Here is a 20,672-nt window from a genome sequence, read left to right on the forward strand (position 1 = left end):
TATCCTCAAGATGAAACGAAAATATCAGCCCCGCATGAATTGAGTTTTTCGTGCATTGCCTCATATCCTCTCCATAAATGATGTGAGTTATTTATTGTAGTTTCTCCTTTAGCTACCAAAGAAGCGAGAATTAAAGCTGCTGTTGACCTTAAGTCATTAGCATGCAGATTAGCTCCAGATAAGCTCTTTATTCCACTTATAGTAGCTTTATTTTTTTCGATGCTGATATTAGCACCTAATTTTCTTAGCTCATTTGCATGTGCAAATCTACTTTCAAAAACGTTCTCTTCAATGATTGATATTCCACCTGCAATTGACATAGCAGACATTAGTTGTGGTTGCATATCACTGGGAAAGTTGGGATATGGATTTGTTGCAACGTGAGCAGATTTAATAGAGCCATTTTTTCTAGAAATAATAATACCATCATCATGTAACTCAACTCTGGCTCCTATAGTCTTCAATTCATTTGCAATACATTCTATATCAGACAAACTTACTCCTTCTAACTTTAGCTCGCCGTCGGTAATGATAGCAGCCAAAGCATAAGTACCGGCCTCTATGCGATCTGGTATTATTTTATGCTCACACCCATTTAATGCTTCAACACCTTCTATTGTGATTTTTGTATTATTAACTTCAATATTGGCACCCATAATCTTCAGAAACTCTATTAAATCAAGAACTTCCGGCTCCGTTGCGGCATTGTTTATTGTTGTTACTCCTTCTGCAAGTGTTGCTGACATGATTATGTTTTCTGTTGCGCCAACACTTACTTTTTCAAATGTTATTTCTTTGCCTTGCAATTTTCCCTTTGTTGTTGCAGTTATATTACAGCTATCAATTTCAATTTTAGCTCCCATTGCTTCAAGTGCCTTGATATGAATGTCAACAGGACGTTTTCCAATATTACATCCACCAGGAAATACTGTTGAAACTCTACCAAATCTGCTGAGCATTGGACCTAGCATTAAAAAAGATGCTCGCAGTCTGCTTGCAATTTCATGTGATATTAAATGGTTATTGATATTGCTACAGTCAATTTCCAAAGTATGATTTGCTTTATAGTCTTTATTGCATATAAAATTTACTTCTGCACCAAGACTCTTAAGCAGCTCAGACATCAAATGCACGTCAATTAAATCAGGTACGTTATGCAAAGTTATTGAAGAATTACTAAACAAGCTTGCCGCCATTATTGGCAAGACTGCATTCTTTGAACCATTAATCTTGATTTTTCCAATCAAGGGCTTATGGTTACTTCTTACTAATATTTTATGCATTTAATCAAGCGATAGAACTTATCAAGTAAGTATAATAGGTTAGCGGTAAAAGGCAAAATTTTGCTTTTTCTTCTTCAGTCATTCGAGTAGCTGACACTGGGATCCATTTCTTCATCATCATCAAAATGTTATATTTCAACATTACTTTTATGCTGACCAATTTAACTGGATTCCAGTTGGCTTTGTTGCATCGCTATCTACGGCGGATTAAAGATAAAAAAGATGAAGAATATCAGTAGCTTATTATTCTAGCATTTATAGTAAGGACGGTCAGTGAATATCTAAATTTGAGTAAAAGAAATTTTACTACCATTCACTAATCTAGCTAAAATTCAAGAATTTCAATGCTTTAGCTATTTTAAGTAGAATTAAATTTACTAATACAAACAATAAATTACTATTCTTAAATTTGATCAGATTGACTGCAAAAAAAATAAGATTTTCAATAAGTTGCTTGTATAGTTAGCCTTTCATAGGTAGCGATGCAACAAAGCCATTCCAGTTTCAGCTACTCGAATGACATTTTCGTAGTCGATTCAAAATAGCATAATTAACTACACCTTTCCAAAGATGAGAGACGCGTTGGTACCACCAAAACCAAATGAATTAGAAAGCGCATATTGAATTTTATGCTCTTGAGCTTTAAGTGGTACAAAATTTAAATCACACCCTTCTGAAGGTTTGTGTAGGTTTAAAGTTGGTGGAACAATTCCATTGTTTAATGCAAGGATACTAAATATTGCTTCAACACTTCCTGCGGCACCAAGTAAATGTCCTATAGAAGATTTAGTCGAGGAAACAGGTATTTTATAGGCATAGTCACCGAATAACTGCTTCATTGCTATTACTTCAACTTTATCCCCAAGTTTTGTTGAAGTTCCATGTGCATTGATATACCCAATTTGACTTGGGCTTACTTGTGCACTCCTTAAAGCAAGTTCCATTGCCTTAAGTGCGCCTCTTCCTTCTGGATGTGGTGCTGTAATGTGGTGCGCATCTCCTGTGAGTCCATATCCAGTGAGTTCTGCATATATTTTTGCTTCCCTTTTTTTTGCATGTTCATATTCTTCCAGAACTAATATACCGGCCCCTTCGCCCATGACAAATCCATCGCGTTCTTCGTCCCATGGCCTTGAGGCCTCTTCAGGCTTATCATTGAATTTAGTTGATAGCGCCTTCATCGATGCAAAACCTGCAATTCCAACTCTGCATAACGCACTTTCTGCTCCGCCTGCAATCATAATGTCAGCTTCACCGAGTTTTATAGCTCTTGCTGAGTTTATAATCGCATGCGCACCTGTTGCACATGCAGTAACCGCTGAGTCATTTGGACCTATAAATTCGTATTTAATAGAAATATGACCAGATATCAAATTTATTAGACTTGCAGGAACAAAAAATGGGCTAACACGTCTAGGCCCCTTCTCCTGCATGGTAATTACATTTTCCTGAATTGATGGAAGACCACCTATACCAGAACCAATAGCTACACCTATTCGCTCTTTATTAATATTTTTATTTTCCAAAATTAGTGAATCTTCTACTGCCTGAACAGCTGCTGCAATTCCGTAGTGAATAAAACGATCTGTTCTTTTTAGGTCTTTTTCAGAAATATAATCTAGCGGATTAAAACAGCTTTCAGCGTTGTAGGATACCTGTCCTGCAACCCTGCAAGCAAGATCAGAAGAGTTGAACCTATCTGTACTGATTGCTTTTATGCCAGATTTACCTTCTTTCAGCTTTAACCAGGTGTTATTAACATCTGCTGCTAGTGGAGTAATTAAGCCAACACCGGTAACTACTACTCTTTTGCTCATTCAACATCAATTGTTTGCTTTGTTTACTACATATTCAACTATCTGTTCCATAGTTTCCATTTTTTGCGCATCTTCATCAGGAATCTCTATACCAAATTCTTCTTCAGCTGCCATGATTATTTCAACTGCATCTAAACTATCTGTGCCATGGTCTGAAAGCTTTGAAGAACTACTAAATCCCTCTACATCCTTACTGATGTGCTCTAGTATAATCTTCTTTACTTTTTCTTCTATATCTTCTCTAGTGCTTTTTGCCAATTCGTTCATTTCTTACTAAAAAATAACCTATTCTCTGATGTTATAAGAAATTTTGATGTTTGCAATAGCTTTTATGATTATATAAACTATTAAAAACTTCCTATCTCTTAGCACTCGATAGTTAATAAATTTAAAAATGCTAGACGAAACAACAAAAAATTTGCTTGTTGTAGAAGTGAATAAGCTCTTACCTGAAAATAGCGAGAATAAACTTATATCAGCTATGCGTTATGTACTTCTTGCTCCTGCAAAACATATACGTTCTTTTTTAGTTATAGCATCTTCGTCGATATTCAACATAAAGGTTGAAAAAGCAATAACAGCAGCAGCAGCAATTGAATTTATTCATGCTTACTCCCTAATTCACGATGATCTGCCATGTATGGATAACAGTGACACTCGAAGAGGCCAGCCAAGCTGCCACAAAAAATTTGGTGAAGCAACAGCAGTACTGGCCGGAGATGCATTACTTACCCTGGCTTTTGAGGTATTATCTTTGTTAAATTGTGAGATCATAAAAGTGCTCTCTCAAGCAATAGGAATGAAGGGAATGGTGGGAGGGCAGATTTTAGATATAGGTGCAGATTTTGACAAAATAAAAGAAATTCATTTGATGAAAACTGCAAAACTATTTGCAGCTTCATGTGAAATAGGGGCTATAATAGGAGGCGCTACAGACAAGGAGCGGGAAGCATTATATAACTATGGAATAAATCTAGGGCTTATTTTTCAAGCCAAGGATGATATCGAAGATTATGAGCAAGATAAAACAAACAATTTAATGTCCGTGCTTGGAAAAAATGAAATGGAAAACTATATAGATAGTCTCTTTAAACAGGCCTCAGATAATTTAAGTACGCTTTCAGGGAATACTAGTGACTTATATGATTTATTGAATCAAGTAAAAAAAGATGGTTAGAAAAATTATATTACAAATGTTTATCTCTGTAGTAATGATTCTCACTTTAGCTTCTGCTTTTATAATTACGATTGTTTATATAAACAAAGATAAACCAGAGAAAAGGGAAAAGCTTTACGAAATAAATGCTACACATGGTGGTTTGACACAGATGATAGCAAGTTATTTGGTCAGGCCGATACTTGAATCAGCTCTTGATCGTTATATTGAAAAGCATGGGTTAGCAGAATATTTAGAAGAAATAACACAGCAAAAAGAAGAAGAGATGATAAACTTTTATGAAATTACTGAAGGTAGTGGCAGTAAAGTTTTCTGTGGCCAAGAAGTTCTGCTACAAATGTACAAAGTCTCCAACAACCTAGCAACGCTACTTCCGACTGATGTCAATTTGAAAATAGGTCAGGATTACTTAAAAGAAGTGAGTTTAGGGGTAATAGGTATGAAAGAAGGCGGAGAGCGTGTAGTTACTATTGCTGCTGATGACAACAAAATGAGTTTTAACTCTTATTACATCAAACTGATTGAAGTAAAAGATAAATATCCCGATTCAGTAAATAACCTGATGATTTTTAATGACTTAATTAACAAAACTGGAAAGCGAGTAAAATGTGGCGATGAGATATCAGTTCAATATAGCATAAAGAGACATAATGGTGAGTATATAATCAAAGATCAAATAGTGCAGTTTAAGGTTGGTGACAAAAAAATACCACTTGCTATAGAACTTGGAGTTGTGGGAATGAGGGCTGGTAATAAAAGAACAGTTCTTTCTCCACCTGATCTTTTAACTGGTATATTAATAAAAGAAATAGATTTTGATGAAGAAAATATCTCAATAATTGATTTAAGCTTGAATTCTACTATTGAAAAATAGCTTAAAGAATTACGAAGTAAGAAAAAATAAAACCTCTTGAATGCTCTATATTACTTAAAGCAGGCTTCCTCTAAAGTATAAATTTAGATAAATCAAGCTGTTTTGAAATTGACTCTAGTTTATCTCTTACATATTTGCTATCTATAACAAATTTTTCACTATTTTTTTCAGAAGCGATAAAACTTATTTCATCCAAAAGCTTCTCCATGACAGTATGAAGTCTTCTTGCACCTATATTTTCCACTTCTCTATTAACTGTAAATGCTATTTCAGCTATAGTCTCTATACCATCATCAGTAAACTCAAGTGTTACATTTTCCGTTTTCATTAACGCTATATACTGTTTTAACAAACTAGATTCTGGTTCCTTTAATATTTTTATTAGATCCTCTTGAGTAAGCGCCTTAAGTTCCACTCTAATTGGCAATCTACCCTGTAATTCTGGTAAAAGATCAGATGGCTTAGATAAATGAAAAGCACCAGATGCAATAAATAATATATAGTCTGTTTTTACGGGGCCATACTTAGTTGAAACAGTTGTTCCCTCAAGTAATGGTAACAGATCGCGCTGCACTCCTTCTCTGTTGACTTCACCTTTTATTTCTGTACGTGCTGCAATTTTATCTATTTCATCTAAAAACACTATGCCTTCATTGCTAACAAGATCAATCGCTTCTTTGATTATCTTGTCTTCATCCATTAACCTTTCGCTTTCTTCATTAATCAATATTTCACGTGCTTCTTTCACTTTAACTGTAATAGTTTTTGTTTTTTTGTTCCCATTAAACATCTTACCCACTATTTCTGTTACGTTCATCACGCCAATTTGCCCACCTGGCATACCAGGTATATCAAAAGTGGGTAGCATACCCTTGCTCTCCCTGACGTTAATAGAAACTTCTCCATCTTCAAATTCCTTATTTCTCAGTCTTTCTCTGAAAACTTTTTTGCTTTCCTCGGTTGCATCTTCACCAACCATGGAGTTGACTATTATCTTTTCAGCCAAACCTAAAGCTTTTTTAGTTAAGGCTTTACGTGCTTTTTCCTTAACTAAAACTATTGCTGCGTCAACTAAATCACGTATTATCGAGTCAACATCACGTCCAACATATCCTATTTCAGTAAATTTCGTTGCTTCAACTTTTATAAAAGGTGCACCAGCAAGCTTTGCTAAACGGCGAGCTATTTCAGTTTTACCAACTCCCGTATGGCCTATCATGAGTATATTCTTAGGTATAATCTCTTCACGTAGTGGAAGTGGGACTTTATTTCGACGCCAACGATTTCTGAGTGCAATAGCAACAGCGCGCTTTGCATCATTCTGCCCGATTATAAATCTGTCTAATTCTTTAACTATCTTCTGTGGTGGTAGATCATCTAATAAAGCTTGTGAGCTTTGAATGCTGCTACTTCCTGTACCTTCATTTTCATAGAGGCTATTTTTCTCATTATAGTCATCATTATTATCAAATTGACCTACTACAGATTGACTAGAAAAATTATCACACAAAGTTCTTGACATATTACTCCTCTATTTTTTCGATAATTAGATTATGGTTTGTATAAACACATATATCGGCAGCTATCTTCATAGCCTTTTTTGCAATCTCCTCTATTGATATTCCTTCAACGTCAATCAAAGCTTTTGCTGCAGATAAAGCAAAATTTCCTCCAGAGCCAATGGCTGCAATGCCATCTTCAGGTTCAAGAACATCACCCGTTCCTGTAATGACCAATGAAATGGACTTGTCTGCCACGATCATCATAGCTTCTAATTTTCTTAGATATTTATCCATTCTCCAGTCTTTTGCAAGTTCAACACATGCCCTCATTAACTGTCCTGGGTGCTTATCAAGTTTAGATTCTAGCCTTTCGAAGAGAGTAAATGCATCAGCTGTTGCTCCAGCAAAACCGGCAATTACGGAATCACCAGAAAGACGCCTAACTTTTCTTGCTCCAGATTTTATAACGGTATGGCCTAGCGAGACTTGCCCATCACCTATTACTACTACATTTTTGTCTCTTCTAATTGACAGTATAGTAGTACCATACATTTTACTGCTGTCATGATGAATCATTTTTTTGTTATTTTAATTCGTTATATTATATTAAGATTATAACTTATAATATAGTACTTTTCTTATAACATTTAAAGTGTAGATGCAAAACATAATTCATCCAAATCTGGAAAAAGATATAAATAATTGGTTCAAAACAAAATTTAATGGTTTTACATTACCATTTTATAGCTCCATAGATCTTAGGAATTCAGGCTACAAAATTGCTCCAGTAGACGCCAATTTATTTCCTGCAGGGTTTAATAACCTAAGTGAAGTATCAAAAGCGATAGCAGCAAAATTGATAAAAAGCTACTTCGAAACAAAACAATATAAAAAGGCCCTTATAATACCGGAGAATTACACACGAAATAAAATGTATATAGAAAATGTATTTGCCATAGAAAAGGTAATGCAACTCGCAGGTTTTGAAACTAGAATTGGCCTCTTTCATAATGAAACGTACAATTTAATAGAACAGTATGAAACTGTTGTGAAAGAAAACTCTTTGCTGAAGACAACTTCAGGATTTGTGCCTGATATTATTATACTGAACCGTGATATGACGAGCCACATTCCAGACACGCTAGAAAACGTAAAACAAGAGATAGTGCCAAGTCCATTATATGGCTGGCACAGTAGGCAGAAATTTCAATATTTTGAAATCTATCAAAAATTAGTGTCCGAATTTTGTGGCGAATTTAAAATGGACCCATGGCTTCTTTCTGTGCTTACAGAAAGCTGTAATGGAGTTGACTTTAATGATGATTCATCACTAGGAGCAGTAGCGACTAAAGTTGACCAAATATTATCTCTAGTGCAAAAAAAATATGAGGAATATGAAATAAAAACACAACCTTACGTTTTTATCAAAGCAAGCAATGGCACATATGGAATGGGCATTATAACAGCAACAAGTGGAAAGGAAATATTAAATCTCAATAAAAAAAAGCGTCATAAAATGAAAAAGATAAAAGAAGGAATAGCAATCAATAGTGTTATTATACAAGAAGGTGTACCAACTATTGACATATTTAAAAGTAGTTCTGCAGAACCGCTAATATACTATATAGGAGATACTCCAACATGTTACTTATACCGATGTAATAGCAGGAAAGATGTATATTCTAGCTTGAATTCCACTGACTGTGAATTTTATGACATCAGCCAAGAAAATAAAACTTTGCCACTTTGGAATATTGTTAGCAAATTAGCAGTGCTAGCATTGGCAGTAGAAATTAAGTCTTTTCATCTCGAATAATTAATTTCTACAATGCTGCCATTATGCTGAATATGGTGAGCGTCATCAAGTCCAGTAGAAGGATCAGTACCATTATTAGGTTGATTGACAAACTTATCGATGTTTGATACTAGATATGCTATACTTAGTATCAAACTAACCGTAACAGTTAAGTTGAAATTATAGATTATGCCACCACCCAAGTCTATCGGTATAGTTGCAATTTCCATTCTTTTTAATATGAAGCTTAACAAGCCCAATGACAAAGTGAATGTGCTAAACATAACATTCTTCTTGCATTTAGCAAGCTCAGCTTCACATTTCGTAAGTTCGTCATCACCCTTTTTGTATTTTTTACATGCTTCTTGATATTTTTTATGCACTTCCTTATATTCTTCGCACTTATAATAACAGCTTACGAATTCTGAAAATAGAAATAGAACTGCTGATGTTAAGCTAATATAACTTATTACATCCTTGTTGTTTCTAGCTAAGAAATGAATGATTTTTGCCTGCATCAATATTCCTATGATACAGCTTGCCAAGTACGCTGAGTTACCTACAACCTGTATTGGTTTTTCAGGTTTATTTTCCTCTTCACCATTCGCAGGTTTCTTAGATTTATATCCAGCTAAATTGAGACCAAAATGAAGAGCAAATATTATTGATGTTGGTAGTTTTATGAACTTAGAAATATCTAATATAGTACAAATATTGGATCTGTTGTTATCAATAAACTCGCAACAGAATTGCAATGAAATTTTACACAATATGCCTGTTAAACCTACTGCAATACAATACATCTTTCTAATATCATGATTGTGAACATCATGTATACTTTCTATAAATGTATTTGGCTTACCTTTTGGCATAAGTAGATAATAAAATAATAACTTTTTAATATTATACTATAAAAATCTAAAAAGAAAAGTGCTATAAATCAGTACTTTGAGAGTGATCTAAACATAAATCGGCCAAGCACTTGATAAATAAGAGATCAGTACTGAGAGTTGGTACGCGAAAGTAATATCCGTCTTTGATAATTGCTTTATACTCTATATCAAGTTCAACCAGTGTTTCAGAATGCTCAGAAACAAAAGATATAGGTGATAAAACTACAGGTATATTATCGTCTTTCGCGCGTGATAGCTCACTTTCAGTGCTAGGCTCCAACCATTTTACAGGGCCAACCTTACTCTGATAACATATTCCCCAATCAAGATCTTCAATATTCAATTTTTTTACTATTAATTTTACTGTTTTTTCTATCTGTGAAGCGTAAGGGTCGCCTTTTTTAATGATACTAAGAGGTAAGCTATGAGCCGAGAATAGGACTCTTGGCTTACCGATTTTGCTAGCTAATTTATAATATTTAGACGTCAGATTAACATGAGCTTCAATAAAGTCTTCATTGTCATAATAATGGTGAATTGTTTTTGTGTTACATTCCAGTTTGGCATTTTTTTGCCAATTCTCGATGGATGATAGAGTTGTGGTGGTTGAATATTGCGGATATAGTGGTAACAGAATGATTTCGTCAGGATCGAATTGCTTTACGCTTTTAACAACTTCATCAGCAAATGGATGCCAATAACGCATGCAGATGAATATCTTATATACATGGTTTCCATTTTCATTTAATTTTAGTTCTAAAGCATCAGCTTGTGCTTTCGTATTCTCCAAGATTGGCGATTTACCTCCAATGTGCTCGTATATTTCTTGTGCAGTACTTTCTCGCCTTTTGGAGATAAACTTTGCTAAAAGGAAGCGAAAAGGATTTGGTAGATTTATTATTCTTTTATCGTAAAAAAGATTAAATAAGAAAGGACGGACCGCACTTAGTGAATCAGGTCCGCCTAGGTTAAATAAGATTACTGCCTTCTTCACTGACAGCACCTTTCTTCAGGTTTGCCTATAAAATCAGCTACACACTCATCAAGTTTAGTTACAGGCACTAAATTTCTTACACTGGCATACAATAGATGAGCAGATCTCTTCATGTTACTCTGTGTAGATGCAAAGCCTCTATCGAAAACCACATCAACACAAAAACTTGGCACTGCTTCAAGAAGTTCAACAGCAGCCAAAGATATCATTATGCAGCTTTGTAGAGCCTTCAGAAAAATCGTAAGGGGGAAAAGTAAAACCTTAACAAAAAGAGAGGGAGGACTTTCATTCATTAGTTGTCCTGGATTAGGAGAATTATATTCAATATGCTGTCTGTTTTTATCAAAGATAGGAAATTTTATAGTGTCTTTCTTAAATTCCTGCTCTATTTGTTCCTCGGTATAATTTTCATTATTAGTCATTTTTTTCAATAACTTTTCACGCAAGTAAAAGGTTCTCACAACAAAACATGTTGCAACCATCAGTGCAGCACATATAAGTGCGCACTCGATAAGGCTTATGTTGCCTACCATAGCTGGTAATACAAAGCAAAAAAACAGCGGTATGGCAATCATTTCACCAAATGGAACAACGTTCCTTTTCATCCCAAAAGCGGCACCTTCTTTTAATTTTGTATTATTGTGTAAGCTATACTCTAAATAACTTAAAAATGCCAAATTAAAGGTTAAAAAACCTTTTGTTCCGCAGAAAATTGATGATTTAAGATTATTCACTAGTTTCTTACGACAGTAAACCATAAACTACCCCTTGATGTTTTATTCTTGACTATAAATAAAAAATCTCTTTGATGGAACAAAAATTCACAATAAAGTAAATATACGATCTTAATATAAGGGAATGATATGGCAATTGAGAGAACACTTTCGATATTAAAACCTGATGCAGTAAAAAATAATATTACAGGCAGTATAAATTCTTACATTGAAAAATCTGGACTAAAAATTATAGCACAGAGAAAGATGCTGCTGACAAAAAAACAAGCAGAGCTGTTTTATGAAATTCATAAGGATAGGCCTTTTTTTGGAGAGTTGGTGGAATTTATGACTTCTGGGTCTGTGATAGTTCAAGTTTTAATCGGTGAAAATGCAGTCAGTAAATACAGACAAATCATGGGTGCTACAGATCCAAAACAGGCAGATAAAGGTACAATTAGGGGTGATTTTGCTAATGATATTAGTGAAAATAGAGTGCATGGTTCTGATAGTCTAGAGAATGCTCATAGAGAAATAGCTTTCTTTTTTGCTGAATGTGAATTGGTGTAGTTTTACCTTTTTACATATTAAATTTCTGAATTTTATGTTGAACTGTATAATACTAGCCCAATTTTTAGTTTAAGCAATATTAAGGGAAAGCTTTTTCATGCACAGTATAGATAATATTTAAAATGGATCATGTTGTTAACGCTTATAATAGATCTGAAGCTTCTATAGTTAGAGGAGAAGGAGTATATCTCTTCGATAAGGATGGTAAAAAATATTTAGACTTTGCTGCAGGAATTTCTACAACCTCTCTAGGGCATTGTCATCCATACATTACAGATAAACTGAAGGAGCAACTGGATTCATTATGGCACTGCTCTAATATTTTTACTATTCCTCAGCAGGAAAGGCTTGCTCAGCGTTTAACAGAACTTACCTTTGCCGATAAAGTTTTTTTCTGCTCAAGTGGACTTGAAGCAACAGAAGCTGCAATTAAATTTATTCGCCGCTATTTCTACTTAAATGGACAAGAAAAGCGCAGTCACATCATTACAATTGAAGGAGGTTTTCATGGCCGCAGTATTGCTGCAATTTCAGCTGGGGGAAATGAAAAATCACGCGAAGGTTTTGCTCCACTCCTTTCTGGTTTTGATAAAGTTCCAAGAAATAACATTGAAGCATTAGAAAAGAAAATCAATAGCGAAACAGCTGCCATATTTTTAGAGCCCATACAAAGTGAAGGCGGAGTACATCCATTGGACGTAGAGTATCTTAAAAAAGTAAGAGAGATAACAAAAGCTCAAGGAATAATTTTATGCTTTGATGAAGTGCAATGCGGATATGGACGGATTGGCTCTCTATTTTACTATCAAAATATAGGAGTTGAACCTGATATGCTCACTTGTGCGAAGGCTATGGGTAATGGATTTCCTCTGGCTGCATGTTTAGTAAAAGATTATATAGCAGAAGCAATCACTCCAGGAACTCATGGGTCAACTTATGGAGGTAATCCACTTGCCATGACTGTTGGTAATGCAGTACTCGATGTAATGCTAAAGGAAGGCTTTTTTGACCATGTTAAGAAGGTCAGTAAATATCTAAAAGAAAAGTTGTTGCCTTTGACTGAAGAATTTCCGAAGATCATTTCAGAAGTTCGTGGGGAGGGTTTATTGATAGGGATAGAGCTTAGAGTACCTTTGGCTGATAAAATTGTTAAACAATCTCTTGACAAAGGCTTAATAATGACTAATATTTTAAATAATAAGGTAATAAGAATAACTCCTCCACTTGTTGTTGAGAGTATGCATGTGAATGCAGTATGTGATATATTTCATGATTTATTTTTTTATATTAAAGATATATAGACTTGCAAATGCTTCTTACAACATATAAAATCAACTCTGTTTCTATATCGCAATAACATCATACTTTAATGGATTGGTTATTGATTTCAGTATTGTCAGCAATTTTCTTCTTGTTGATCTTATCGTTTTTGTTTTCAGGAGCAGAAATAGGGTTAACCTCAATTAGCCGCTCCCGAGTTAATAAACTAAAGCTAGATGGCAATAAAAGAGCTAAGATAATAGAACGCTTGTTGAATACAAAAGAATTAACAATAGGAACAATATTACTGTGCAATACAATTATTAACATTACTTGTTCCGCTTTATTTACAGCAATATTTATACATTTCTTTGAAAGTGAAGGCATCTTTCTTTCAACATTCATGATGACGTTTTGTATTTTGCTATTTTGTGAAGTTTTACCAAAAACTTACGCCATGCAAAATCCTGAAAAATTTACATTGCTTTCTTCTTATTTTATGCTGTTTTTTGTCAAGATTCTTTCTCCATTGACATTAGGCATTCAGTTTATTGTCAATCTCATTCTGAAGTTATGTGGGCTTCATAAGAATAGGGAGGTAATATCTGCAGCAGATGCAATGCGTAACATGATTACTCTTCATCGCAGTGAAGGAACTATGTTACAACAGGATTTAGATATGCTAAGTAGTATACTTGATTTGGCTGAGACAGAAATATCACAGATTATGACTCACAGGAGAAGCTTATTTTCTCTTGATATAGATCGAAACAAAGAGGATTTAATAAGAGAGATTTTAACCAGTAGCCATAGCAGAGTACCTTTATGGCAAAAAGAACCAGATAATATTGTTGGAGTGGTTCACGTGAAAAATCTAATAAATGCCTTGCGTGAAAAGGATAATAAAATAGAGATTGCCAAAGTTATGTCAAAGCCTTGGTTTATACCAGAAAGTACGCCACTCAGTGTACAACTTCACAACTTCCGTAAAAACAGGAAACACCTTGCATTTGTTATTGATGAGTATGGAGCACTACAGGGAATCGTAACTCTTGAGGATATACTGGAAGAAATAGTTGGAGAAATTTCAGATGAACATGATTTGATCACAGAGAATTTTATAAAAAAGATATCCGATAATATGTATCACATAGAAGGAAAATCTACTATTAGGGATATTAATAGACAGTTACATTGGGATCTTCCTGATGAAGAAGCTACAACTCTAGCAGGTATGATTGTAAACGAGATAGAGCGCATTCCTGAAGAAAATGAAGAGTTTTCCATGTACGGTTTTTACTTTAAGATTTTAAAAAAAGATAAAAATATTATTACTATGATTGAAGTACAAGTAAAAACTGATAATACTGTAGTAGCAATTAATTAGTTGGGTTCTATGGAAGATACATTAAAAATAACGGCTGAAGATTTGAAGAACTATATAGAGAGAATAGAAAAACTTGAACAAGAAAAGAGGGATGTGCAAGATCACATTCGTGATGTATATGCAAAAGCTGCAGATGAAGGTTGGGATATAAAAGTGATGAAACAGATTATTAGGCTAAGAAAGATGGATGATGATGACAGGGAGGAACAGGAAATATTACTTGATACCTACAAACGTGCATTGGGAATGAATTACGAAGGTGAATAGTAGGATTGTAATTGGAATAAGTGGAGCATCTGGTTCTATTTACGGTGTACGGATTCTAGAGGCACTAAAAAATACCAATCATGAAACTCATTTAGTGATCAGCAGTGCTGGAAAAATAACTATAGCTCATGAGATTAAAGAAAAACTTGAAGATATTATGTCGCTTGCAGATTTTTACTATTCTGAAGAAAAAATAGGAGAAAAAATAGCAAGCGGCTCATTTAAAACCTCAGGTATGGTTATTGCTCCATGTTCTATGAAAACAATGTCTGAAATAGCATCGGGGGTGACTTCCAATCTATTAACAAGGGCTGCAGATGTAACTCTAAAAGAAAGAAGAAAATTAGTTCTTATGGTGCGAGAATCTCCACTACATCTTGGACATCTACGAAATATCTTAAAACTAACGGAGATGGGAGCAATTATTGCTCCGCCGATGCCTGCTTTTTATATTAAACCAAAATCTTTGGATGATATTGTAAATCATTCTGTTGGTAAAGTATTGAATTTATTTGATATCGCATTACCTGACTTCGAGGAGTGGCAAGGAAATGTCAATTATTATTAACGGTAAAAAAACAGCAAATGATCTCTGTGAGGAGCTATCAAAAAAAATTGATATTTTAAAGAAAGAGTATAATGTTTTTCCTTGTCTTAAAGTAATTCTCGTGGGTAGCAATCCAGCAAGTCAGGTCTACGTTCGTAATAAACAAAGAAAAGCAGAATTAATAGGCATAAGTTCTGAAACTATTGTTTTGCCTGATAGTATCTCAGAAGATGAATTGATTGAAAAAGTTAATACATTAAATGAAGATTCATCTGTGCATGGAATTTTAGTTCAGTTACCTTTACCAAAGCACATCAGTGCAAGCAGAATAATTAATACAGTAAGTGTTGAAAAAGATGTAGATGGCTTTCATGATGAGAATGTTGGCAGGTTAGTTAAAGGTGAAAAAAATTGTCTGATACCTTGTACTCCCAAAGGTTCTTTGCATTTAATTAAGTCAGTTGAAAATAATCTGTCCGGTAAAAATGCGGTAATCATTGGCAGATCAAATATTGTGGGTAAGCCAATGTTTCACCTATTGTTGCAAGAAAATTGCACTGTTACCATCTTACATTCACAAAGTAGGGATTTAGCTGATTATTGCTCTAAGGCGGATATAGTAGTTGCAGCAGTTGGAAAGCCAAATTTTGTTCAACCAGATTGGATAAAAAAAGGTGCAATAGTGATTGATGTTGGCATAAATAGCATTAACATAGGAAATCAAAGTAAGCTTGTGGGTGATGTTGACTTTGAGGGAGTAAAAGAAAAAGTCAAAGCTATTACTCCAGTGCCTGGTGGAGTTGGCCCGATGACAATAGCATTTCTTATGATCAACATTTTAGTTGCTGCTTGCTTACAGAAGGGAGTTGATCCTTCTGATTTTATTGCTTAAGGTTTAGCTTAATGTTAGCATAAACAGAATACCTTTGCAAATAGCACATATATAGCACCAAGCATACAACTGTGTATAGGGATTCAAAGTGTTCATAGCTTAAAAATTATAACGTATACCTACTTCTATGATTGCATCTGGTTTTTTCATCGGTGGTTTAAAGCCACTTAATTGACCGCTTGCAGCAATAGCAACTGTGCCAACTATCTGCGGAATAATTTCACAATCAACACCTAACTTTACTTTATAGGAAATAGCACCCAGTATTTTATCTAGTGTTTCATTTTGACCTGCGGCTGCAGCTACAGTTGCAGCCGAATTTGGAGTGTTAACTGCATTTGTATCCTCACCAAGACCAAAAGATGGCAATATTCGAATATATCCACCCAGTCCTATACTAGCATATAATTTAATAGGATCAATTTCAAGATCAGGATAGTAAAGGTAATTTGCCAACAAACTAGCTCCTACTTTCCTTTTTTGTTTATCAGTTATATCACTTATGTTAGCAAGAACCTCAAGTTCAAACTTAGAATTTTTGTTATGATGATAACCAAAGACAACGTTAGGGTTCAATTTAAAGCTTTCACCCCATCGAGTCCCAAAGTTTAAACCTACATAACCTACATAGTAATGATCTTCGTACTGGTCTTCATATCGATCTTCGTATTGATCTTCACAATGATCTTTGTGTTGATCTTCATACTGATCTTTGTACTGGTCTTCATACCGATCTTTGTACTGATCTTCTAACTCACTTGTACCATTACTAGCTGTACTTGCTAAAGCAATCAACACAGCGAACACTTTCATCGTTCTCATATAATTCATACACATTACTTCCTTAAAACAGACTGGAATAAGTGTTCAAACATGCTAGCAGCAAGTTTTGAGCATTGCTTATGGTTACACCTAAACATGTACACAATGCCATCCAGCATTAAAAACTATAACGTACTCCTACTTCCAGCATCGCATCTGGTATTTGTTTTGCTTTTAAACCACTCAGTTGCCCGCCTACGGTTAAAGCAGCTGTACCAACTATCTGTGGAGCAACTTCATAATCAACACCAACCTTCAGTTTGTACGAAATAGCACCCAGTATTTTATCTAGTGTTTCAGTGCCAACAATGTCAAAAGGATATACTTGTAGATGTCCTCCTAAACCTCCACTGACATATAGTTTCACAGGATCAATGTCAACGTCAGGATAATAACGGTAATGTGCTAATAAACTAGCTCCCATTTTCTTGTTTTTGTCCTTTCCTTCTGCATCCTTACCTCCAAACATATCACTTACGTCAGTGAGAATCTCAAGTTCAAACTTAGAGCTTTTATCATAATTATAACCAAAAACTAAGCCAGGTTTTATTTTTAATCCAGTGCCCCATCCACCACCAAAGTTTAAACCTGCGTAGTACTGCTCTTTTGCACTATTACTAGCTGCTTTATTACTAGCTGCACCTGCTAGAGATGAAGTGAGCAAAACAGCTAAAACACACAATCCTTTTATTTTCATATAACTACCCATACAAAAAAATATATAATGCACAAGTATATATCCTTTATATTAAAAAAGATATAACCTCATATCAAAAAAAGTATACCTACGAAATTAGGGACATGCTACTCAAAATTTTTATATAACTATGTTTACTACCTTATTTGGTACAGCATATATAGTGCGAATTTTGCTTTGATCGATTTTGTTAGATACAGAATCTGTTGCTATTTTCTTCAATTCTTCTTGAGGTAAATCAGTTTCTACTTTGATAGTCGCACGCAACTTTCCATTAATCTGTACTGCCACAGTTACCATATTATCAATTAGTAGTGATTCATCAGCTTTTGGCCAAGGTTGCATATATAGCATGCCTTCGCCTCCTATTTCTTGCCATAAATTTTCAGCCAGGTGTGGCATTAATGGCTCAATTACTCTGATTAGTATGCATATACCTTCATCAATAAGAGATTTTCCAGTTTTTACGTCTATTTCAGCTATTAAATTTGTCATTTCACGAAACTTTGCTACCACACAGTTTAATCTGCAGTTTTCCAAGTCATCTGTAAGCACTTGCAATAGTTTATGGATTTTTTTTCTGTACTCTAGGAGTTTACCTACAATGTTTTCATTATCATAGTGTATGTTTACGGGCCTAAGTTGCACTACCATACGCCACAATTTATTTATGTAGCGAAAACAACCTTCCACGCCATCATCAGACCATTCCATATCTTTTTCTGGGGGGGTATCGGATAATACAAACAAACGAGCAGTATCAGCACCGTATTTTTCTATGATAAAGTTTGGGTCAACTGTATTCTTCTTTGACTTACTCATCTTTTCGACTTTTCCAACTTGGATCTTAGCACCCTTCGCAATCAACTCTTTTGCTTCTTCGGGAAAGAGCCATTTGCCATTCTCATCTTTATAAGTTATATGGCAGACCATTCCTTGAGTGATTAAAGTAGAGAAAGGCTCTTTAACGTCAAAATAGCCACATTTAGTTAAAGCACGGCAGAAAAACCTTGAGTAAAGCAAATGTAGAATTGCATGTTCTATTCCACCTATGTAATAATCAACAGGCATAAAACGATTACAAGTATCTTTATTAATCGATTTATTTTCACTGCAAAATGCAGCAAAATACCAAGAAGATTCAAAAAAAGTGTCAAATGTATCAGTTTCACGTTCTGCTTGCTTTCCGCACTTTGGACAATCAACAAATTTCCAGGTTGGGTGCTTATCCAGGGGATTACCACCACTTGTAAATTCTACATCCGTTGGTAGAACAACAGGGAGGTCTTTTTCTGGAACTGGAACAATTCCACAATCTTTACAATGTATAATAGGTATAGGACATCCCCAATAACGTTGCCTTGAAATTCCCCAATCGTGTAGACGATAGTTTATTGTTTTCTTACCTATTCCTTTTTCTTCAAGTTTTTTTATGATTACTTTTTTTGCCTCATTAATCATTAGTCCGTTTAAGAATTCAGAATTGAACATCACTCCATCACCGAAGTACGGTTCTTTTAAGATCTCTGTGCTCTCTTCACAAACTACAGGAATAATCGGTAAACCATACTTCTGTGCAAATTCAAAATCACGCTGATCATGTGCAGGGCAACCAAAAATCGCACCTTCTCCATACTCCATCAACACAAAATTCGCTATATAAAGTGGTAATTCTTTATCAAGAAATGGGTGTTTTACGTTTAATCCAGTGTAAATTCCTATTTTTTCATCATTCTCCCCCTTTGCCTTCATATTACCAATAAAGTCTCTTATTTCTTTGTCCTTAAGGTCTTGTACAATAGGGTGCTCTGCTCCTACTGCAAGAAAAGAAGCTCCAAATAAAGTATGAGGAGAAGTTGTAAAAATCTTTAACTTCTTATTCAAGCCAAATATTTCAAAATCTATAGTTGCCCCTTCAGATTTTCCTATCCAGCGCTCTTGCATAGTTTTGACTTTTTCTGGCCAATTTTTTAAACTTTGCAAACAATGAAGCAAATCTTCAGCAAAATCAGTAATCTTTAAAAACCATTGGAATAACTTACGTTTTTCAACAACTGCACCTGATCGCCATCCTTTTCCATCAACCACTTGCTCATTTGCAAGCACTGTTTGGTCCACTGGATCCCAATTAACCCACGACTCTTTTCGATAGGCAAGACCATGCTTTAAAAAATCCAGAAAAAATTTCTGTTCGTGTTTGTAATAATCAGGCTCACATGTGGAGAGCTCACGATCCCAATTGTATGAAAGACCTATAGATTTTAGCTGCGTGCGCATATTATCTATATTATCTTGTGTCCATGCTGCAGGGTTAATGTTATTGTCCCTTGCTGCATTTTCAGCTGGTAATCCAAACGCATCCCAGCCAATTGGGTGCAAAACCTCAAATCCACGAGCTCTCTTGTAACGTGCTATAACATCTCCTATTGCATAGTTACGCAGGTGCCCCATATGAATCTTACCAGATGGATATGGAAACATTTCCAACACGTAACATTTCTTCTTTTTACTATCTTTGCTTACAGAAAAATCCCACTTATTTTGGTAGAATTTTTCAACGTTTTTAAAATCATATTTCATAAATTCAATCACAGTTTATATGTACTAAAGGATCGACTGCTTGACCATTATGTCTTATTGTGAAACACATCTGCGGATCTTTATCTTGTGTGCTTGATTTACCTGCAGATCCAATTACTTGACCTTGTTTTACTTTATCACCAATTTCAACTTGTATGTTTTTTAAATAGGAGTACATAGTCATGTAATTATCTTTATGTTCCACTATAATTAAATTTCCGTACCACCTCAGGCCTTTGCCTACGTATATTACTTTGCCAGGTGCAGAAGCAATAACCTTTGTTCCACTTTGAGCAGTAATTTTTATGCCATCTTGACATATTTTATCAGAAGAGGTAACTGCACCTTTAACCGGTATTACAAATTTACACATGCTTTGTGCATTATTGTTATATACCTTATCTACAAAGGCTTTTCTACTTTCTTTTCGCAGCGAAGAATCAACATTTTCTTTAATCAAATGATACTCCCTTGTGTACTCTAGGTCTCTTTTCCCATAAAATTCTTCGCCTTTAAGTAGTACAGGTGCAGGTTTTTGCAGGCCACAGCTTATCAGTATTGCTGATAATATAAAGAACAAGGCTATACGACACATACACTTA

Annotated in this window: 22 protein-coding genes; 9 read left to right on the forward strand and 13 right to left on the reverse strand. The window is 34.8% G+C overall.

Annotated elements, in window-relative coordinates; genetic code table 11:
* Positions 1–5: 5 nt before the first annotated feature.
* The 4 genes from murA to acpP form a co-directional block, all read right to left on the reverse strand.
* Positions 6–1,283, reverse strand: coding sequence for a UDP-N-acetylglucosamine 1-carboxyvinyltransferase (gene murA / locus ABWU35_RS00395; protein ID WP_012481905.1), 1,278 nt, complete (start codon positions 1,281–1,283; stop codon positions 6–8).
* A gap of 4 nt (positions 1,284–1,287) precedes the next feature.
* Positions 1,288–1,425, reverse strand: coding sequence for a hypothetical protein (locus ABWU35_RS00400; protein ID WP_158307661.1), 138 nt, complete (start codon positions 1,423–1,425; stop codon positions 1,288–1,290).
* Between the two features lie 412 nt (positions 1,426–1,837).
* Complete coding sequence (fabF, locus tag ABWU35_RS00405) at positions 1,838–3,100, reverse strand: beta-ketoacyl-ACP synthase II (protein WP_019236756.1); 1,263 nt, start codon at positions 3,098–3,100, stop codon at positions 1,838–1,840.
* 6 nt (positions 3,101–3,106) lie between these two features.
* A complete protein-coding gene (gene acpP / locus ABWU35_RS00410) occupies positions 3,107–3,367 on the reverse strand; it encodes an acyl carrier protein (protein ID WP_007302173.1) in 261 nt (86 codons plus the stop codon).
* Between the two features lie 127 nt (positions 3,368–3,494).
* Here acpP and ABWU35_RS00415 point away from each other — a divergent pair, with 127 nt between their 5' ends.
* Together ABWU35_RS00415 and ABWU35_RS00420 are read left to right on the forward strand one after the other, a co-directional pair.
* Entirely contained in the window at positions 3,495–4,277 is a 783-nt protein-coding gene (locus ABWU35_RS00415) for a polyprenyl synthetase family protein (RefSeq protein WP_006014603.1), read from the forward strand.
* Positions 4,270–5,151: an FKBP-type peptidyl-prolyl cis-trans isomerase gene (locus tag ABWU35_RS00420; protein WP_007302172.1), complete on the forward strand. Its 882-nt coding sequence runs from the start codon at positions 4,270–4,272 to the stop codon at positions 5,149–5,151. The genes ABWU35_RS00415 and ABWU35_RS00420 overlap by 8 nt, the downstream gene beginning before the upstream one ends.
* A gap of 70 nt (positions 5,152–5,221) precedes the next feature.
* Here ABWU35_RS00420 and hslU read toward each other — a convergent pair whose 3' ends face one another.
* Both hslU and hslV read right to left on the reverse strand, forming a co-directional pair.
* Positions 5,222–6,673 (reverse strand): ATP-dependent protease ATPase subunit HslU, encoded by a 1,452-nt coding sequence (hslU, locus tag ABWU35_RS00425; protein ID WP_007302171.1) that lies wholly within the window; start codon positions 6,671–6,673, stop codon positions 5,222–5,224.
* 1 nt (position 6,674) lies between these two features.
* Positions 6,675–7,229 carry an ATP-dependent protease subunit HslV gene (gene hslV / locus ABWU35_RS00430; protein WP_012481904.1) on the reverse strand — a complete coding sequence of 185 codons (555 nt, stop codon included), beginning with the start codon at positions 7,227–7,229 and terminating at the stop codon, positions 6,675–6,677.
* Positions 7,230–7,311: 82 nt separating this feature from the next.
* Here hslV and gshA point away from each other — a divergent pair, with 82 nt between their 5' ends.
* On the forward strand, positions 7,312–8,469 hold the full coding sequence (gene gshA / locus ABWU35_RS00435) for a glutamate--cysteine ligase (protein ID WP_007302169.1): 1,158 nt from the start codon (positions 7,312–7,314) through the stop codon (positions 8,467–8,469).
* On the opposite strand, the gene ABWU35_RS00440 is transcribed toward gshA, so the two are convergent.
* The 3 genes from ABWU35_RS00440 to ABWU35_RS00450 form a co-directional block, all read right to left on the reverse strand.
* Positions 8,457–9,320 (reverse strand): hypothetical protein, encoded by an 864-nt coding sequence (locus ABWU35_RS00440; RefSeq protein ID WP_007302168.1) that lies wholly within the window; start codon positions 9,318–9,320, stop codon positions 8,457–8,459. The two genes, gshA and ABWU35_RS00440, sit on opposite strands and share 13 nt — an antisense overlap.
* Positions 9,321–9,381: 61 nt before the next feature.
* Positions 9,382–10,335, reverse strand: a complete 954-nt coding sequence (hemH, locus tag ABWU35_RS00445) for a ferrochelatase (protein ID WP_007302167.1) — start codon at positions 10,333–10,335, stop codon at positions 9,382–9,384.
* Positions 10,332–11,093: a hypothetical protein gene (locus ABWU35_RS00450; RefSeq protein ID WP_012481903.1), complete on the reverse strand. Its 762-nt coding sequence runs from the start codon at positions 11,091–11,093 to the stop codon at positions 10,332–10,334. The genes hemH and ABWU35_RS00450 overlap by 4 nt, the downstream gene beginning before the upstream one ends.
* Positions 11,094–11,198: 105 nt before the next feature.
* On the opposite strand from ABWU35_RS00450, the gene ndk reads away from it, so the two are divergent.
* From ndk to folD, 6 genes are all read left to right on the forward strand, one after another.
* Positions 11,199–11,618, forward strand: a complete 420-nt coding sequence (gene ndk, locus ABWU35_RS00455; protein ID WP_007302165.1) for a nucleoside-diphosphate kinase — start codon at positions 11,199–11,201, stop codon at positions 11,616–11,618.
* Positions 11,619–11,740: 122 nt separating this feature from the next.
* The gene (locus ABWU35_RS00460) at positions 11,741–12,919 is read left to right on the forward strand and encodes an aspartate aminotransferase family protein (RefSeq protein ID WP_007302164.1); all 1,179 of its coding nucleotides are present in this window, start codon (positions 11,741–11,743) and stop codon (positions 12,917–12,919) included.
* A 68-nt stretch (positions 12,920–12,987) separates the two neighbouring features.
* Positions 12,988–14,265 carry an HlyC/CorC family transporter gene (locus tag ABWU35_RS00465; RefSeq protein ID WP_007302163.1) on the forward strand — a complete coding sequence of 426 codons (1,278 nt, stop codon included), beginning with the start codon at positions 12,988–12,990 and terminating at the stop codon, positions 14,263–14,265.
* A gap of 9 nt (positions 14,266–14,274) precedes the next feature.
* Entirely contained in the window at positions 14,275–14,532 is a 258-nt protein-coding gene (locus ABWU35_RS00470; RefSeq protein ID WP_007302162.1) for a DUF2312 domain-containing protein, read from the forward strand.
* Positions 14,525–15,100 carry a UbiX family flavin prenyltransferase gene (locus ABWU35_RS00475; RefSeq protein ID WP_007302161.1) on the forward strand — a complete coding sequence of 192 codons (576 nt, stop codon included), beginning with the start codon at positions 14,525–14,527 and terminating at the stop codon, positions 15,098–15,100. Before ABWU35_RS00470 ends, ABWU35_RS00475 begins: the two co-directional genes overlap by 8 nt.
* Positions 15,084–15,971: a bifunctional methylenetetrahydrofolate dehydrogenase/methenyltetrahydrofolate cyclohydrolase FolD gene (gene folD / locus ABWU35_RS00480; RefSeq protein ID WP_353275979.1), complete on the forward strand. Its 888-nt coding sequence runs from the start codon at positions 15,084–15,086 to the stop codon at positions 15,969–15,971. Before ABWU35_RS00475 ends, folD begins: the two co-directional genes overlap by 17 nt.
* Positions 15,972–16,070: 99 nt before the next feature.
* Here folD and ABWU35_RS00485 read toward each other — a convergent pair whose 3' ends face one another.
* The 4 genes from ABWU35_RS00485 to ABWU35_RS00500 form a co-directional block, all read right to left on the reverse strand.
* A complete protein-coding gene (locus tag ABWU35_RS00485; RefSeq protein ID WP_012481902.1) occupies positions 16,071–16,808 on the reverse strand; it encodes a hypothetical protein in 738 nt (245 codons plus the stop codon).
* Between the two features lie 103 nt (positions 16,809–16,911).
* Positions 16,912–17,502, reverse strand: coding sequence for an outer membrane beta-barrel protein (locus ABWU35_RS00490; RefSeq protein WP_019236743.1), 591 nt, complete (start codon positions 17,500–17,502; stop codon positions 16,912–16,914).
* Positions 17,503–17,610: 108 nt separating this feature from the next.
* Positions 17,611–20,070: a leucine--tRNA ligase gene (gene leuS, locus ABWU35_RS00495; protein ID WP_264685551.1), complete on the reverse strand. Its 2,460-nt coding sequence runs from the start codon at positions 20,068–20,070 to the stop codon at positions 17,611–17,613.
* A 4-nt stretch (positions 20,071–20,074) separates the two neighbouring features.
* Entirely contained in the window at positions 20,075–20,665 is a 591-nt protein-coding gene (locus ABWU35_RS00500; protein WP_007302156.1) for a murein hydrolase activator EnvC family protein, read from the reverse strand.
* Positions 20,666–20,672 lie beyond the last annotated feature (7 nt).

The sequence above is a fragment of the Wolbachia endosymbiont (group B) of Xylocampa areola genome, from assembly GCF_964028205.1.
In the GTDB taxonomy this organism is placed as follows: domain Bacteria; phylum Pseudomonadota; class Alphaproteobacteria; order Rickettsiales; family Anaplasmataceae; genus Wolbachia.

Coding starts and splice junctions, on each gene's coding strand:
- hslU (WP_007302171.1), bottom strand. CDS start 6,673: ATGTCAAGAACTTTGTGTGATAATTTTTCTAGTCAATCTGTAGTAGGT.
- fabF (WP_019236756.1), bottom strand. CDS start 3,100: ATGAGCAAAAGAGTAGTAGTTACCGGTGTTGGCTTAATTACTCCACTA.
- ndk (WP_007302165.1), top strand. CDS start 11,199: ATGGCAATTGAGAGAACACTTTCGATATTAAAACCTGATGCAGTAAAA.
- ABWU35_RS00415 (WP_006014603.1), top strand. CDS start 3,495: ATGCTAGACGAAACAACAAAAAATTTGCTTGTTGTAGAAGTGAATAAG.
- leuS (WP_264685551.1), bottom strand. CDS start 20,070: ATGAAATATGATTTTAAAAACGTTGAAAAATTCTACCAAAATAAGTGG.
- ABWU35_RS00470 (WP_007302162.1), top strand. CDS start 14,275: ATGGAAGATACATTAAAAATAACGGCTGAAGATTTGAAGAACTATATA.
- ABWU35_RS00500 (WP_007302156.1), bottom strand. CDS start 20,665: ATGTGTCGTATAGCCTTGTTCTTTATATTATCAGCAATACTGATAAGC.
- ABWU35_RS00490 (WP_019236743.1), bottom strand. CDS start 17,502: ATGGGTAGTTATATGAAAATAAAAGGATTGTGTGTTTTAGCTGTTTTG.
- ABWU35_RS00440 (WP_007302168.1), bottom strand. CDS start 9,320: ATGCCAAAAGGTAAGCCAAATACATTTATAGAAAGTATACATGATGTT.
- ABWU35_RS00450 (WP_012481903.1), bottom strand. CDS start 11,093: ATGGTTTACTGTCGTAAGAAACTAGTGAATAATCTTAAATCATCAATT.
- ABWU35_RS00400 (WP_158307661.1), bottom strand. CDS start 1,425: ATGTTGAAATATAACATTTTGATGATGATGAAGAAATGGATCCCAGTG.
- ABWU35_RS00420 (WP_007302172.1), top strand. CDS start 4,270: ATGGTTAGAAAAATTATATTACAAATGTTTATCTCTGTAGTAATGATT.
- hslV (WP_012481904.1), bottom strand. CDS start 7,229: ATGATTCATCATGACAGCAGTAAAATGTATGGTACTACTATACTGTCA.
- ABWU35_RS00460 (WP_007302164.1), top strand. CDS start 11,741: ATGGATCATGTTGTTAACGCTTATAATAGATCTGAAGCTTCTATAGTT.
- murA (WP_012481905.1), bottom strand. CDS start 1,283: ATGCATAAAATATTAGTAAGAAGTAACCATAAGCCCTTGATTGGAAAA.
- acpP (WP_007302173.1), bottom strand. CDS start 3,367: ATGAACGAATTGGCAAAAAGCACTAGAGAAGATATAGAAGAAAAAGTA.
- ABWU35_RS00485 (WP_012481902.1), bottom strand. CDS start 16,808: ATGTGTATGAATTATATGAGAACGATGAAAGTGTTCGCTGTGTTGATT.
- gshA (WP_007302169.1), top strand. CDS start 7,312: ATGCAAAACATAATTCATCCAAATCTGGAAAAAGATATAAATAATTGG.
- ABWU35_RS00465 (WP_007302163.1), top strand. CDS start 12,988: ATGGATTGGTTATTGATTTCAGTATTGTCAGCAATTTTCTTCTTGTTG.
- folD (WP_353275979.1), top strand. CDS start 15,084: ATGTCAATTATTATTAACGGTAAAAAAACAGCAAATGATCTCTGTGAG.